The organism is Sphingomonas sp. Leaf4, assembly GCF_920939515.1.
Taxonomy (GTDB): Bacteria; Pseudomonadota; Alphaproteobacteria; order Sphingomonadales; family Sphingomonadaceae; genus Sphingomonas.
On record NZ_CAKLBB010000004.1, the window covers coordinates 246,450 to 259,630 of the forward strand.

General features: G+C 67.7%; 17 protein-coding genes. 12 read left to right on the forward strand and 5 right to left on the reverse strand.

Going from position 1 to position 13,181, the window contains the following annotated elements; genetic code table 11:
* Window positions 1-166: 166 nt before the first annotated feature.
* The 10 genes from coxB (at window position 167) to LRA89_RS07790 (ending at window position 9,320) form a co-directional block, all read left to right on the forward strand.
* Window positions 167-1,348, forward strand: a complete 1,182-nt coding sequence (coxB, locus tag LRA89_RS07750; RefSeq protein ID WP_230769687.1) for a cytochrome c oxidase subunit II — start codon at window positions 167-169, stop codon at window positions 1,346-1,348.
* 1 nt (window position 1,349) lies between these two features.
* Window positions 1,350-2,999 carry a cytochrome c oxidase subunit I gene (gene ctaD, locus LRA89_RS07755; protein ID WP_055758941.1) on the forward strand — a complete coding sequence of 550 codons (1,650 nt, stop codon included), beginning with the start codon at window positions 1,350-1,352 and terminating at the stop codon, window positions 2,997-2,999.
* A gap of 549 nt (window positions 3,000-3,548) precedes the next feature.
* Window positions 3,549-4,445 carry a heme o synthase gene (locus LRA89_RS07760; protein WP_230769688.1) on the forward strand — a complete coding sequence of 299 codons (897 nt, stop codon included), beginning with the start codon at window positions 3,549-3,551 and terminating at the stop codon, window positions 4,443-4,445.
* Entirely contained in the window at window positions 4,445-4,576 is a 132-nt protein-coding gene (locus LRA89_RS20470) for a hypothetical protein (protein WP_268795721.1), read from the forward strand. Before LRA89_RS07760 ends, LRA89_RS20470 begins: the two co-directional genes overlap by 1 nt.
* A complete protein-coding gene (locus LRA89_RS07765) occupies window positions 4,573-5,106 on the forward strand; it encodes a cytochrome c oxidase assembly protein (RefSeq protein WP_055758935.1) in 534 nt (177 codons plus the stop codon). The genes LRA89_RS20470 and LRA89_RS07765 overlap by 4 nt, the downstream gene beginning before the upstream one ends.
* A 51-nt stretch (window positions 5,107-5,157) precedes the next feature.
* The gene (locus LRA89_RS07770; protein ID WP_055760412.1) at window positions 5,158-6,072 is read left to right on the forward strand and encodes a cytochrome c oxidase subunit 3; all 915 of its coding nucleotides are present in this window, start codon (window positions 5,158-5,160) and stop codon (window positions 6,070-6,072) included.
* A gap of 5 nt (window positions 6,073-6,077) precedes the next feature.
* Window positions 6,078-6,440, forward strand: a complete 363-nt coding sequence (locus tag LRA89_RS07775; RefSeq protein ID WP_230769689.1) for a DUF983 domain-containing protein — start codon at window positions 6,078-6,080, stop codon at window positions 6,438-6,440.
* Window positions 6,437-7,045 carry an SURF1 family protein gene (locus tag LRA89_RS07780; RefSeq protein WP_230769690.1) on the forward strand — a complete coding sequence of 203 codons (609 nt, stop codon included), beginning with the start codon at window positions 6,437-6,439 and terminating at the stop codon, window positions 7,043-7,045. Before LRA89_RS07775 ends, LRA89_RS07780 begins: the two co-directional genes overlap by 4 nt.
* An 11-nt stretch (window positions 7,046-7,056) precedes the next feature.
* On the forward strand, window positions 7,057-8,451 hold the full coding sequence (thrC, locus tag LRA89_RS07785; protein WP_230769691.1) for a threonine synthase: 1,395 nt from the start codon (window positions 7,057-7,059) through the stop codon (window positions 8,449-8,451).
* Window positions 8,451-9,320 (forward strand): class I SAM-dependent methyltransferase, encoded by an 870-nt coding sequence (locus tag LRA89_RS07790; RefSeq protein WP_230769692.1) that lies wholly within the window; start codon window positions 8,451-8,453, stop codon window positions 9,318-9,320. Before thrC ends, LRA89_RS07790 begins: the two co-directional genes overlap by 1 nt.
* Before the next feature lie 121 nt (window positions 9,321-9,441).
* Here LRA89_RS07790 and LRA89_RS07795 read toward each other — a convergent pair whose 3' ends face one another.
* From LRA89_RS07795 to LRA89_RS07805, 3 genes are read right to left on the reverse strand one after another with little or no spacing between them, the layout of a single operon-like run.
* Window positions 9,442-10,077 (reverse strand): heme exporter protein CcmB, encoded by a 636-nt coding sequence (locus LRA89_RS07795; protein WP_230769693.1) that lies wholly within the window; start codon window positions 10,075-10,077, stop codon window positions 9,442-9,444.
* Complete coding sequence (ccmA, locus tag LRA89_RS07800) at window positions 10,074-10,640, reverse strand: heme ABC exporter ATP-binding protein CcmA (RefSeq protein WP_056498126.1); 567 nt, start codon at window positions 10,638-10,640, stop codon at window positions 10,074-10,076. The genes LRA89_RS07795 and ccmA overlap by 4 nt, the downstream gene beginning before the upstream one ends.
* Complete coding sequence (locus tag LRA89_RS07805; RefSeq protein ID WP_230769694.1) at window positions 10,637-11,032, reverse strand: metallopeptidase family protein; 396 nt, start codon at window positions 11,030-11,032, stop codon at window positions 10,637-10,639. Before LRA89_RS07805 ends, ccmA begins: the two co-directional genes overlap by 4 nt.
* 47 nt (window positions 11,033-11,079) lie before the next feature.
* Here LRA89_RS07805 and LRA89_RS07810 point away from each other — a divergent pair, with 47 nt between their 5' ends.
* Entirely contained in the window at window positions 11,080-11,367 is a 288-nt protein-coding gene (locus LRA89_RS07810) for a 4a-hydroxytetrahydrobiopterin dehydratase (protein WP_230769695.1), read from the forward strand.
* A gap of 3 nt (window positions 11,368-11,370) precedes the next feature.
* Here the strand turns inward: LRA89_RS07810 and LRA89_RS07815 are convergent, their stop codons facing one another.
* Window positions 11,371-12,138, reverse strand: a complete 768-nt coding sequence (locus tag LRA89_RS07815; protein ID WP_230769696.1) for an SDR family oxidoreductase — start codon at window positions 12,136-12,138, stop codon at window positions 11,371-11,373.
* A gap of 41 nt (window positions 12,139-12,179) precedes the next feature.
* Window positions 12,180-12,569, reverse strand: coding sequence for an HIRAN domain-containing protein (locus LRA89_RS07820; RefSeq protein WP_230769697.1), 390 nt, complete (start codon window positions 12,567-12,569; stop codon window positions 12,180-12,182).
* Window positions 12,570-12,673: 104 nt separating this feature from the next.
* Here LRA89_RS07820 and LRA89_RS07825 point away from each other — a divergent pair, with 104 nt between their 5' ends.
* Window positions 12,674-13,132: an NUDIX domain-containing protein gene (locus tag LRA89_RS07825; RefSeq protein WP_055758901.1), complete on the forward strand. Its 459-nt coding sequence runs from the start codon at window positions 12,674-12,676 to the stop codon at window positions 13,130-13,132.
* Window positions 13,133-13,181: the final 49 nt, after the last annotated feature.

Genomic DNA, 13,181 nt, shown 5'->3' on the forward strand with positions numbered 1-13,181 from the left:
GCGGCACATGCTCTGCAACCATCGCTTGAGGCCGGACGACATGCCGCGTATAGCCCTGTGGCGTAGGGATTCCAAACGCCCGCCGCACGCGACCATGCCGATCAAGAAGCGTGCCGCGTGCCACACAACGGGGTGACACGACACGATGCGAAGCTTTGGGACGAGGATGTTGATCTTGGCGGCGGCCGCCGCGCTGGCGGGCGGTGCCCATGCCCAGCAACCGGCGGCGGTGACGCCGGGCAGCGGCGAGACCGCGACCGCGCCACAGGCGGGCGCACCGCCCCCCGGATCGGCGGCAGCCAATCCGACCGCGCAGGCGGCTCCGGCGGCGACCGCCGACGCGCCCGCCCCGGCGGCGGTCGCCGATCCGATGAAGAACGACGACGGGTCGCCGCGCATGGTCGCGACGCCGGGGATCGGCCAGCCGACCGACCGGGTGGTCGACCTGCAGGAGCAGTTCACGCCGACCGGCCGCGAGGCCAAGGCGTTTCACAACAACATCCTGATGCCGGTGATCGTCGCCATCTCGCTGCTGGTGCTGTTCCTGCTCGGGTATGTCGCGTTCCGGTTCCGCGAGAAGGCGAACCCGGTCCCGTCCAAGACGTCGCACAACACCGTGATCGAGGTCATCTGGACCGCCGCGCCGGTGCTGATCCTCGCGGCGATCGCGGTGCCGTCGATCGGGCTGCTCGCGCGCCAGTTCAAGCCGGCGCCCGACAATGCGGTGACGCTGAAGGCGATCGGCAACCAGTGGTTCTGGTCCTACGAATATCCCGACTACGGCGGCGTGTCGGTCACGGCCAACATGCTGAAGGAAAAGGAGGACGTGGGTCCGGGCCAGCGGTTCCGCACGGCCGCGGACGGCCCGCGCCTGCTCGCGGTCGACAACCGGATCGTGCTGCCCGTCAACCGCCCGATCCGGCTCATCACCACCGCCAGCGACGTGATCCATAGCTGGGCGATGCCGGCGTTCTGGGTGAAGCTCGACGCGGTGCCCGGCCGGCTGAACGAAACCAGCTTCACCATCGAGAAGCCGGGCCTGTATTTCGGCCAGTGCAGCGAGCTGTGCGGGGCGCGCCACGCCTATATGCCGATCGCGGTCGAAGCGGTGTCGCAGGCGCAGTTCGACCAGTGGATCCGCGCCAAGGGCGGCACGCTGCCGAGCGCCGCGCAGGCCGCCGCGCCGACCAGCGCGGTGATCCCGCAGCCGGGCGCCGATACCGCCGACGCGACCTCGAACGCCAGCAATGCGGCGGACGGGCCGGTCGTCAACGCGACCGAGGCCGCCTCTCCCTCCACCCAGCGCGCCACCGGCAACGGCGGCGGCGTCGGCAACGTGGACCAGTAAGATGACCGATACCGCCCTTCCCGGCCACCATGCGTTCGCGCACGACGATCATGCGCACCATCACGATGCCGACCATAAACCGGGCTTCTTCGCCCGGTGGTTCATGTCGACGAACCACAAGGACATCGGCACGCTCTACCTGATCTTCGCGATCGTGGCAGGCATCATCGGCGGGGCGATCTCGGGGCTGATGCGCCTCGAACTCGCCGAGCCGGGTATCCAGTGGCTGCCGTGGCTGTCAGGCCATGAAGGCGATCAGGCGCTCCATTTCTGGAACGTGCTCATCACCGCGCACGGGCTCATCATGGTGTTCTTCATGGTGATGCCGGCGATGATCGGCGGGTTCGGCAACTGGTTCGTGCCGATCATGATCGGCGCGCCGGACATGGCGTTCCCGCGGATGAACAACATCTCGTTCTGGCTCATCATCCCCGCCTTCGCGCTGCTGCTGGGCAGCACGATGTTCGGCGACGGGGCGGGCACCGGCTGGACGGTCTATGCCCCGCTGTCGACCTATGGCGAGCCCGGACCCAGCGTCGACATGGCGATCCTGTCGCTCCATCTCGCGGGCGCCTCGTCGATCCTCGGCGCGATCAACTTCATCACCACCATCTTCAACATGCGCGCGCCGGGCATGACGCTGCACAAGATGCCGCTGTTCGTGTGGTCGGTACTGGTGACGGCGTTCCTGCTGCTGCTGTCGCTCCCCGTCCTCGCGGCGGCGATCACGATGCTGCTGACCGATCGCAAGTTCGGCACGACCTTCTTCGATCCGGCGGGCGGCGGCGACCCGATCCTGTACCAGCATCTGTTCTGGTTCTTCGGCCACCCCGAAGTCTATATCATGATCCTGCCGGGCTTCGGCATCGTCAGCCACATCGTCGCGACGTTCAGCAAGAAGCCGGTGTTCGGCTATCTCGGCATGGCCTATGCCATGGTCGCGATCGGCGCGGTCGGCTTCGTCGTGTGGGCGCACCACATGTTCACCACCGGCCTGAGCGTGAATACCAAGATGTATTTCACCGCCGCCACGATGATTATCGCGGTGCCGACCGGCATCAAGATCTTCTCGTGGATCGCGACGATGTGGGGCGGCAGCTTGCGCTTCCCCACGCCAATGCTGTGGGCGATCGGGTTCATCTTCATGTTCACCGTCGGCGGCGTGACCGGCGTGGTACTGGCCAACGGTGGCGTCGACGACGTGCTGCACGATACCTATTATGTCGTCGCGCATTTCCATTACGTGCTGTCGCTGGGCGCAGTGTTCGCGCTGTTCGCCGGCTTCTACTACTGGTTCCCAAAGATGTCGGGGAAGATGTACAACGAACTGCTCGGCAAGCTGCACTTCTGGGTATTCTTCATCGGCGTGAACGTGATGTTCTTCCCGATGCACTTCCTCGGCGCGCAGGGCATGCCGCGGCGCTACCCAGATTACCCGGACGCCTATGCCTACTACAACCACATCGCCTCGATGGGCTATGTCATCATGGCAATCGGCATGGTGTTCTTCTTCGTCAACATCGTGATTTCGCTGGCGGCCGGTCGCAAGGCAGCGGGCAATCCGTGGGGCGATGGCGCGACGACGCTGGAATGGACACTGTCCTCGCCACCGCCGTTCCACCAGTTTGAGACGCTGCCCAAGGTGGACTGAGCCTTTCCGGCAAAATCGGCGACACGAAGCGCCCCGGGAGCGATCCCGGGGCGTTTTGCGTATCGGCGTGACGAAACCGTCCCCTGATCGTCCTTCCTACAAAAGCCGGGGTCGATCGACATTCAGGTCGGACGCGACATTCAACGAAATGCCGTCCTGATCTTCTCCCCTCCCTGACAGGGAGGGGTTGGGGGTGGGTCGGCCGGTCGTGGAGCGTTTACGTTTCCTCTCGGGCCAACCCACACCCGGCCCCTCCCCGTCAGGGAGGGGAGGCGCCTGAGCCGCCGTCTGGCCGAATTTCGATCGGTCCCAGCAGTTCCGGCCAGTCTTGGTTATTTTCGCCCGATACAGTCGCCCCTTTCGTCACCCCGGACTCGTTCCGGGGTGACGACACGCGACTAAATGTCGATCGGCTCCAAGGTTCCTTGTGCCGAATGTTGGCGGCTTCATCATTGCCGTCACTCCACCCATGGATTCCGGCCTGCGCCGGAAGGACGAGGGTCACGTACGGCGCTTTCCCCCGCGCCGGCAACGCTCTATAGGATGGGAATGACCGCGCAGACGATCCTCCTGCCCGCCGACTGGCGCGACTTCCTGGCGCTGACCAAGCCACGGGTAATGACGCTGGTCGTCTTTACCGGGCTGTGCGGCATGCTCGCCGCGCCGGTACTGATCCATCCGGTGATCGGCTTCACCGCCGTGCTGTGCATCGCGCTGGGCGCGGGCGCGGCGGGGGCGCTGAACCAGTGGTACGAGGCCGACATTGACGCGCTGATGAAGCGGACGCAGGGGCGGCCGCTGCCCGCCGGACGGATGGACCGGCAGTCGGCGCTGCACTTCGGCGTCGGCCTCTCCGTCTTTTCGGTCGCGCTGATGGGGCTGGCGGTGAACTGGCCCTCCGCCGCGATCCTTGCCGTCTCGATCCTGTTCTACGTGCTGATCTATACGGTGTGGCTCAAGCGCCGCACGCCGCAGAACATCGTCATCGGCGGGGCGGCGGGCGCGTTTCCGCCGCTGATCGGCTGGGCGGCGGCGACCGGACAGGTGGCGCTTCTGCCCCTGTTGCTGTTCGCGCTCGTGTTCCTGTGGACCCCGCCGCATTTCTGGGCGCTTGCGCTGTTCGTGAAGACCGATTACGCCAATGCCGGCGTGCCGATGCTGCCGGTCGTGGCGGGCGAGCGGATGACGCGGGTGCAGATCGGCCTTTATACCATCCCGATGGTGGCGGTGGCGGTGGCGCCGTGGCCGCTCGGGCTTACGGGCATGTTCTACGGGCTGGTGTCGCTCTTGCTGACCGCGGTCTTCGCGCTGATGGCGGCGCAGGTGGCGATGCGGACCACCGGGACGCCCGACACGATGAAGCCCGAGAAGCGGCTGTTCGGTTTCTCGATCCTCTATCTCTTCGCGATGTTCGGCGCGCTGGTCGCCGACCGATGGGCTTTCTGATGCAGGACGACGATCGTATCCGCGCACGGCAGCGCGAACGGGCCAAGGTGATGGCGTGGATCCTCGGCGGCCTTGTCGTGCTGCTGTTCGCGATCACCATCGTGAAGATTCAGGCCGGAATGGGCACATGACCCGCAACCTGCGCACCGCGTTGTTCGCCGCCGCCGCCGTAGTCGGCATGACCGGGGTCGGGTTCGCCAGCGTGCCGCTGTATCGCATGTTCTGTCAGGCGACCGGGTTCAACGGCACGACGCAGCGCGGGGAGCAGGCGCCCGGCGCGGTCGGCGACCGGATCGCGGTGCATTTCGACGCCAACATCAACCCCGCGCTGGGGTGGGAGTTCAAGCCCGAGCGCGCGTCGGAAACGGTCGACATCGGCGCGCGCGACATGGCGTTCTTCACCGCGAAGAACGTGTCGGGCCGCCCGGTCACCGGCACCGCGACCTTCAACGTGACGCCGGCGCAGGCGGGCAAATATTTCACCAAGATCCAGTGTTTCTGCTTCACCCAGCAGACGCTGCAACCGGGTGAAAAGGTGCGGATGCCGGTGGTGTTCTTCGTCGACCCCAAGATGCTGGCCGACCCCGACGCGAAGGACATTCGCGCCATCACGCTCAGTTACACATTTTACCCGGTGGATTCAGGCAAGACGAGCGGTTAGGGTCGCGGACAAATACCCCGGAGACAGGGGCGGCGGAACAAGGGACGGATGATGGCAGGCGCGAAGAACCACGATTTCCACATTCTGCCGCCCAGCATCTGGCCGTTGGCCAGTTCGATGGCGGCGTTCATCCTGGCCGCCGGCGGCATCATGTGGATGAACGAAGCGCCGCTTGGCGGGCTGGTGTTCGGCGCGGGGCTGATCGCGACGCTGTCGTGCATGGCGTTCTGGTGGGTCGACGTGATCCGCGAGGCGAAGGCGGGCGACCATACCCCGGTGGTGCAGTTGCATCTGCGCTATGGCATGATCCTGTTCATCGCCTCCGAAGTCATGTTCTTCGTCGGCTGGTTCTGGTCGTGGTTCGACTTTTCGCTGTTCCCCGCCGCCGTCCAGTATAACCACGAAGAGGGCGTCTCGCTGATCGAGGCAGGCAGCACGGCGGTCGCGGCGCAATGGCCGCCGGCAGGGCTGGAGGTGCTCAACGCCTTCGAACTGCCGCTGCTCAACACCTTCATCCTGCTGCTGTCGGGCACGACGGTGACGTGGGCACACCATGCGCTGATCCACAACCAGCGCGGCGGTGCGCTGAAGGGCGTGTGGGGCATGATCGGCGTCGGCGAGAACGACGGCGTCAAGAAGGGGCTGTGGATCACCGTCCTGCTCGGCGCGCTGTTCTCGTGCATTCAGGCGTATGAATATATCCATGCGCCGATGCCGTTCAAAGGGCTGAACTATGGCGCCGCCTTCTACATGGCGACCGGGTTCCATGGCTTTCACGTGCTGGTCGGCACCATCTTCCTCGCGGTGAACCTGCTGCGGGCGTATCAGGGCGACTTCACCCCGAAGCAGCATTTCGGCTTCGAGGCGGCGGCATGGTATTGGCATTTCGTCGACGTGGTGTGGCTGTTCCTGTTCGTCGTCATCTATGTCTGGGGCGGCTGGGGCGCGCCGATCCACGGCGGTTGAGCGATATGACCGGGCCTGCGACCCCCGTCGCCTGCGGGGTTCGCGGCCTGTGTCCGCGCTGCGGCAAGGCGACGTTGTTCGCCGGACTGCTCGCCTTCGCGCCGCGCTGTAGCGCGTGCGGACTGGATTTCGCCGCGTTCAACGTGGGTGACGGACCGGCGGCGTTCCTGACGCTCGGCATCGGGACGATCGTCACCGTGGCGGCGATCTGGCTGGAACTGGCGGCGGGGCCGCCGTGGTGGGTCCATGCGCTGTTGTGGGTCCCGCTGACGATCGGCGGGGTCGTCGAATCGCTGCGCGTTGCCAAGGGCGTGTTGCTCGCGCTCGAATACAGCCGCGACGCGCGCGAAGGCCGGGGCGGGCGATGAAGCGGGTGCCCGTACTGCCGACGATCGTCGTGCTGCTGGCGGTCGCGGCGATGGTCGCGCTGGGGCTGTGGCAGGTGCAGCGGCGCGGCGAGAAGGAAGCGCTGATCGCGCGCGCCACCGCCAATCTCGATCGTCCACCGATGCCGCTGCCGGCGCGGATCACTGACGAATCGCTGTTCGCCCGCGTCACCGCGACCTGCGCGACGCCGGGCGACTGGACGATGGCGGCGGGGCGCAGCGTCGACGACCAGCCGGGCTATCGCCACATCGTCGCCTGTCGCAGCCCCAATGGCCAGCGCCTCCGGCTCGACATGGGGGTCGCGGCCGATCCGAAGGTCCGGCCGGACTGGCGCGGTGGGGCGATCACCGGCACGCTCAGCCAGATGCCCGGCGGCCCTACTCTCTTCGACCGGATGATCGGGCGGGCGGCTCCGGCCGAACCGCTGATCGTGTCGGACACCGCCGCCCCCGGCCTGTCGCCCAGTCGCCGGCCCAATCCGGCGAACCTGCCCGACCATCACCTCGCCTATGCGATCCAGTGGTTTGCCTTCGCCTTGGGCGCGGTCATCATATACTTGCTGGCACTTCGCCGCCGCAGCCGCTAACCGCGCAGCCCATGCGGTATGTCAGCACCAGGGGCGATGCGCCCGACCTCGATTTCGCGGGCGCGACGCTCGCCGGATTGGCCAGCGACGGCGGCCTCTATGTGCCGACCCAGTGGCCGGTGCTGACGCACGACGAAATTACGGCGATGGCCGGCCTCAGCTACGCCGAGACGGCGGTGCGGGTGATGCTGCCGTTCGTCGGAGATTCGCTGAGCGAAGCCGAACTGCGCGAGCTGTGTGAGCAGGCCTATGGCCGCTTCTCGCACGCCGCCGTCACCCCGCTGGTGCAACTGGACCATGACCAGTGGTTGCTGGAGCTGTTCCATGGCCCCACGCTGGCGTTCAAGGACGTGGCGCTGCAATTGCTGGGGCTGTTGTTCGAGAATTTCCTGACCGGCACGTCGCAGCGGCTGACGATCGTCGGCGCGACCAGCGGCGACACCGGCTCGGCGGCGATCGATGCGGTGGCGGGGCGCGAGAACATCGACATCTTCATGCTGCACCCGGCGGGCCGCGTGTCCGACGTGCAGCGGCGGCAGATGACGACGGTGCTGTCGCCCAACGTCCACAATATCGCGATCGAGGGTGACTTCGACACCGCACAGGCGCTGGTCAAGGCGATGTTCAACGACCCCGGTTTCTCGGGGCGGTTCCAGCTGTCGGCGGTCAATTCGATCAACTGGGCACGGTTGATGGCGCAGGTAGTCTATTACTTCTACGCCGCCGTGCGGCTGGGCGGACCGGACAAGGCGATTGCCTTTTCGGTGCCGACCGGCAATTTCGGCGATGTGTTCGCCGGATACGTCGCGGCGCAGATGGGGTTGCCGATCGCGAAGCTGATCGTCGCGACCAACGTCAACGACATCCTCCACCGCGCGCTGACCAGCGGCGATTATTCGAGCGCGCAGGTGACGCCGACCGCCACGCCGTCGATGGACATTCAGGTCAGCTCGAACTTCGAGCGGCTGCTCCATGATCTGGGCGGGCGCGACGGGCGAGCGCTGGGCGAACAGATGCGCGGGTTCGAAGGCGCGCGCGCGATGCGGCTGACCAATGCGCAGAGCCAGGGCGCGGCGACGCTGTTCCAGAGTGCGCGAGTCGATGGCGATCGCATGGCGCAGGCGATGCGCTGGGCGTATGACCATGCCGCCGAGATCCTCGATCCGCATACCGCCATCGCCTTTGCAGCCGCGCAGGATGCTGAGATCGATGCGCCGATGGTGACGCTGGCGACGGCGCATCCGGCCAAATTCCCCGACGCGGTCGAACGCGCGATCGGCAGCCGCGCGACGCTGCCCGGCCGGGTCGGCGACCTGTTCGAGCGCGAGGAACGCTATGTCACCCTGCCCGCGACGTTCGAGGCGGTGACGGCGTGGATCGCCGAGCGCGCGACGCCGCGTAGCTGATGGACCCGATCGCACTCATCGGCGAGCCATGGGGCGATTACGGGCTGATCGATTGCGGCCATGGTCGCAAGCTCGAACGCTATGGGCCGTATCGTTTCATCCGCCCCGAACCGCAGGCGATGTGGGCCCCGGCGCTGCCCGAGTGGGACGCGCACGGCGAGTTCGTCCCCGGATCGGACGAGGATGGCGGCGGGCGCTGGCAGTTTTTCAAGCAACCCCCGCGCGACTGGCCGTTGACGTGGCGCGAGGTGCGCTTCTCGGCGAGCAACACGCCGTTCCGTCATCTGGGCTTCTTCCCCGACATGGCCCCGGTGTGGGACTGGATGCGCGGGCGGATCGACGGGGCGACCGATCCCGAATGCCTCAACCTGTTCGGCTATACCGGCGTCGGGTCGCTGGCGCTGGCAGCGGCCGGCGCGCGGGTCGTGCATGTCGATGCGTCGAAGAAATCGGTCGAACAGGCGCGCGGCAATGCCGCCTTGTCGGACATGAGCGACAAGCCGGTGCGCTGGCTGGTCGAGGATGCCGGCAAGTTCGTCGCCCGCGAAGTGCGGCGCGGACGGCGCTATGACGGGATCATCCTCGATCCGCCGAAATGGGGGCGCGGCCCCAACGGCGAGGTGTGGAAGCTGGAGGAACATCTCCCCGGCCTCATCGCCGAATGCCGCCAGTTGCTCGACAGCGAATCACGCTTCCTGTTCCTGACGGTCTATGCCGTGCGGATGTCGGCGCTGGCGATCGGCGAACTGCTGCGGCAGGCGCTGGGCGATCTGGACGGTACGGTGGAATGCGGCGAACTGGGCGTGCGCGAGGAGACGCGCGGGCTGGTGCTACCGACCGCGATCTTCGCGCGGTGGCGCCGAGATTAAGCTGCACCTTACGTCGTCCCAGCGAAGGCTGGGACCTCAAGCGGCTCCTGTCACACGCTGTTACCGGGAGATCCCAGCCTTCGCTGGGATGACGTTTGTTGCGAGGTAGATCGACCCGCCGTCAGCTCCGCCCGATCCTGAGCGCCGCCCCGGCCACGATCGGGCCGCCGACGCACAGTAGCAGACTGGTCGCGCCGAGCAGTTTCAGCGCCCCTGCCCCGCCTTGGACCGCGCCCGCGCCGAAGATGACGAGCGGCAGCGCGAGCGGGAGCATCACCAGCCCGGCGACCGCGCCGCCGCCGCGCAGGCCCGCGACCAGCGCCGCCGTCGCCACCGCCAGCGCCGCCAGACCCGGCGTGCCGATCAGCAACCCGGCCTCGACCAGCAACAGCGTCCGCCCATCCATGCCCAGCAATGCGGCGGACAGGGCGGCGGCGAGCAGCATGGCGGGCGCGAAGCCAAGCCAGTGGCCGATCGTCTTGGCGAGCGCGATGGTGGTGTCGCTCCACCCGCGCGCGACCAGTTGGTCGACGACACCGCTGTCGAGGTCGGGCGCGATCAGCCGCTCGATCGGCAGCAGCGCGGCGAGCAGCGCCGCCGCCCACGCGACCCCGCCGCCGATCCGCGCGAGCAGCGCCGCATCCGGCCCGACCGCGAAGGGAAACAGCGTGGCGACGAGCAGGAAGAACGCGACCGGGAGCAACAGCCCGCCGCCGCTCCACGCGCGGCGCACTTCGCGCAACGTAAGCGCGATCACAGCGCCAGCACTTCGGCATCAGGCAGCGCTACGGCCACATGGCTGGCGACCAGCACCGCGCCGCCACCCGCGCGGTGGGTGGAAATCGCCGCTTCCAGCCGGTCGAGCGAGGCGGCGTCGAGGCCATTGGCCGGCTCGTCGAGCAGCCACAATGGTGCCGCGGCGGCGATGACGCGGGCGATGGCGGCGCGGCGCTTCTGCCCGGTCGACAGCATCCGCACCGGCACGTCGCCGAGCGTGTCGATCGCCATCGTCGCCATCGCGTGGGCCACCCGATCGCGCGTGCCGTCGAGCGCCGCCCAGAAGCCGAGCGCCGCCGCCAGCGGTTGTTCGGCGTCGAGCGCGGTGCCTTCGGTCAGCAAAGCGGTCGTGCCACCGCGCGTCACCGTTCCGGCGACAGGCGCGAGCAGGCCGGCGGCGATCCGCACCAGCGTCGACTTGCCGACGCCGTTCGGCCCCTGCACCAGCAGCGCGTCGCCCGCCGCCAGCACGAACGATCGATCGGCGAACAACACCCGCCCCCCGCGCCTAGCCGTCACGCCCGCGAAAGCGAGCAGGGTCAATCGCCGTCCTCCAGCGCGTGCATGTCGTCGTCGGACAGGCCGAAATGATGGCCGACCTCATGCACGATGACGTGGCGGATCAGGTCGTGGAGATCGACGCCGGTTTCGCACCATTCGGCGAGCAACGGCTGGCGATAGAGGTGGATTTGTTCGGGATAGTCGATCGCGTCGAACGCCGATTTCTCGCCCACCGGCCGGCCGCGATACAGGCCGGTCAGCTCATAGGGGTCCATGTCCATTTCGGCGAGGGTCGCGTCGTCGGCGAATTCCTCGACGAACAGGACGGCGTTGGCGAGATGCCCGGCGAAGGGTTCGGGGATACGCGCTAGCGCCTCGCGCGCCAACGCTTCCATCTCCCCGGCGGTGGGGGCTCTTCGCGCTTGATCGGCCATGGTTCAAGCAATAGGCCGCTCCGGGTCGAGGACACAAGGGAGGGATCATGGAGCCGCTGAGCCAGGCCGAACGCGCCGATGCGCTGGACGGATTGCCCGATTGGGATCACGATGCGGCGCGCGACGCGATCGTGCGCAGCTTCACCTTCGATAATTTCAGCCAGGCGTTCGCGTTCATGGCGCAGGTCGCGTTGCTGGCGGAGAAGGCCGATCACCATCCCGAATGGTCGAACATCTACAACCGCGTCGACATCTTGCTAACCACCCACGACGCGGGCGGCCTGTCGGAGCGCGACATCGACATGGCGCAGGCGATCGATTCGCTGGTCGAATAGGGTTTAGCGCCGCGCCCGCATATGTTTGCGCAGCGCGCCGGGGAACCAGCGCGCGGCGAAGCGCATCCGCCGCGCGGTCGGCCCGACCGGCACCAGCACGGGGCCGCCATGAACGGCGTCCCATGCCGCTTGCGCCACGGTTTCCAGCGGGGTGAACTCCAGCCCCTGCTCGCGCACGCGCTCGCGGATCGTGCGGTTGGTCCCGGTCAGCGTGCCGTCGAGCAGCGGCGTGTCGATGAAGCCGGGCATCAGCGCGCGCACGGCGATGCCGTCGGCGGCCCATTCGCCGTCGAGCGCTTCGGTGAGGCCACGCACGGCGAACTTGGTCGCCGAATAGACCGCCGCCCCGGCGGTGCCATAGATGCCGGCGGCCGAGGCGGTATTGAGCAGGCAGCCGCCGCTCGCTTTCAGATACGGGTGCGCGGCATGCGCGCCGAGCAACACGCCGGTCAGGTTCACCGCCACCGTCCGCTCGATCGCGGTTACGGCCATGTCGGCGAACACGCCGCCGGCGGCAATGCCGGCGTTGTTGAACACGACATCGATCGCGCCATCGGCGGCAAAAGCGGCGAGTGCCGCGTCCCATTCTACCGCCTGCGTCACGTCGAAGGCGAAGGTCGCCGTGTCGGCGGGCAGGTCCCCGGCGGTGCGCGTCAGCGTCGCCGCATCAATATCGGCAAGGCCGATTCGCCAGCCGCGCGCGGCGAACAACTGCGCGGTGGCGCGGCCGATGCCCGATGCCCCGCCGGTGATGAAGATCGATCGCGCCATGCGCGGCACTGTGCGCCCGGCGGCGGCGGGCGACAAGATCGTCAGTCGTCGGGCGGTATCTCGTCGGGCCAGAAATCGGGTGCGGGATCGGTGGCGGGGGCGGTCGCCGGGGGCAGCGTCGGCGTGGCGCCATTGAACGCGACGCGGATCGCGGCCCCCGGCCGGGTCGCCTGCTGGAAGATCGCCCGCACCTCGCGCCCGCCGCGCAACATGCCGGCGATCCATGGCGCACGCTCGGCGGTGAGGTAGCCGATCTGCACGCCGCGCGCGCTCATCACCATCACCGCGTCGGGATCGACCGGGTTGCGCGGTTCGAGCACCAGCAGCACCGGTTCGCCGGGCCGGCACAGCAATATCTCGAACCGGCGATTGCCCTTGCCCGTGCGGTTCGGATGGTCCGCGCCGACGACGTACAGACTCAGTTCACGCAAACTATCTGCTCCCGTCGCTGCGGCATGGAACGCAAATGGGCGCGCGGCGTCTGTTGGGCAACAAGGGCGACGCAGACGATTGCCCGAACAGGGACCGTCGATCCATGCCGCAACACAGTGCCGGAATTCTGCTCTATCGCCGCAAGCCGCAGCCGGCGGTGCTGCTGGTGCATCCCGGCGGTCCGTTCTGGGCGCGGCGGCAGGCCGGCGCGTGGCAGATCCCCAAGGGCCATGTCGAACCCGACGAGGCGGTCGAGGATGCGGCACGGCGCGAGGTGGCCGAGGAACTGGGGGTGACGGTCGCCGGGCCGCTCGCGCCGCTGGGCGTGGTCAAACAGTCGGGCGGCAAGTCGGTGTCGGCGTTCGCCGCCGAACAGGATGTCGACACGCAGCGGATCACCAGCATGACGTTCGAGATCGAATGGCCACCGCGCAGCGGCCGGCGCCGCGCCTTTCCCGAAGTCGATGCCGCGCGCTGGATGCCGGTCGCCGAGGCGCGGACGATGATGCTCAAGAGCCAGTTGCCGTTGCTCGACCGGATCGTGCCGTTGCTGGGGGGATGACCCAGATACCCCTCGTCATTCCCGCGCAGGCGGGAATCCATTGACGCTG

Excerpts from the sequence above, each read along its gene's own strand:
- coxB (WP_230769687.1), top strand. The coding sequence starts at position 167 with ATGTTGATCTTGGCGGCGGCCGCCGCGCTGGCGGGCGGTGCCCATGCC.
- ctaD (WP_055758941.1), top strand. The coding sequence starts at position 1,350 with ATGACCGATACCGCCCTTCCCGGCCACCATGCGTTCGCGCACGACGAT.
- LRA89_RS07760 (WP_230769688.1), top strand. The coding sequence starts at position 3,549 with ATGACCGCGCAGACGATCCTCCTGCCCGCCGACTGGCGCGACTTCCTG.
- LRA89_RS20470 (WP_268795721.1), top strand. The coding sequence starts at position 4,445 with ATGCAGGACGACGATCGTATCCGCGCACGGCAGCGCGAACGGGCCAAG.
- LRA89_RS07765 (WP_055758935.1), top strand. The coding sequence starts at position 4,573 with ATGACCCGCAACCTGCGCACCGCGTTGTTCGCCGCCGCCGCCGTAGTC.
- LRA89_RS07770 (WP_055760412.1), top strand. The coding sequence starts at position 5,158 with ATGGCAGGCGCGAAGAACCACGATTTCCACATTCTGCCGCCCAGCATC.
- LRA89_RS07775 (WP_230769689.1), top strand. The coding sequence starts at position 6,078 with ATGACCGGGCCTGCGACCCCCGTCGCCTGCGGGGTTCGCGGCCTGTGT.
- LRA89_RS07780 (WP_230769690.1), top strand. The coding sequence starts at position 6,437 with ATGAAGCGGGTGCCCGTACTGCCGACGATCGTCGTGCTGCTGGCGGTC.
- thrC (WP_230769691.1), top strand. The coding sequence starts at position 7,057 with ATGCGGTATGTCAGCACCAGGGGCGATGCGCCCGACCTCGATTTCGCG.
- LRA89_RS07790 (WP_230769692.1), top strand. The coding sequence starts at position 8,451 with ATGGACCCGATCGCACTCATCGGCGAGCCATGGGGCGATTACGGGCTG.
- LRA89_RS07805 (WP_230769694.1), bottom strand. The coding sequence starts at position 11,032 with ATGGCCGATCAAGCGCGAAGAGCCCCCACCGCCGGGGAGATGGAAGCG.
- LRA89_RS07810 (WP_230769695.1), top strand. The coding sequence starts at position 11,080 with ATGGAGCCGCTGAGCCAGGCCGAACGCGCCGATGCGCTGGACGGATTG.
- LRA89_RS07815 (WP_230769696.1), bottom strand. The coding sequence starts at position 12,138 with ATGGCGCGATCGATCTTCATCACCGGCGGGGCATCGGGCATCGGCCGC.
- LRA89_RS07825 (WP_055758901.1), top strand. The coding sequence starts at position 12,674 with ATGCCGCAACACAGTGCCGGAATTCTGCTCTATCGCCGCAAGCCGCAG.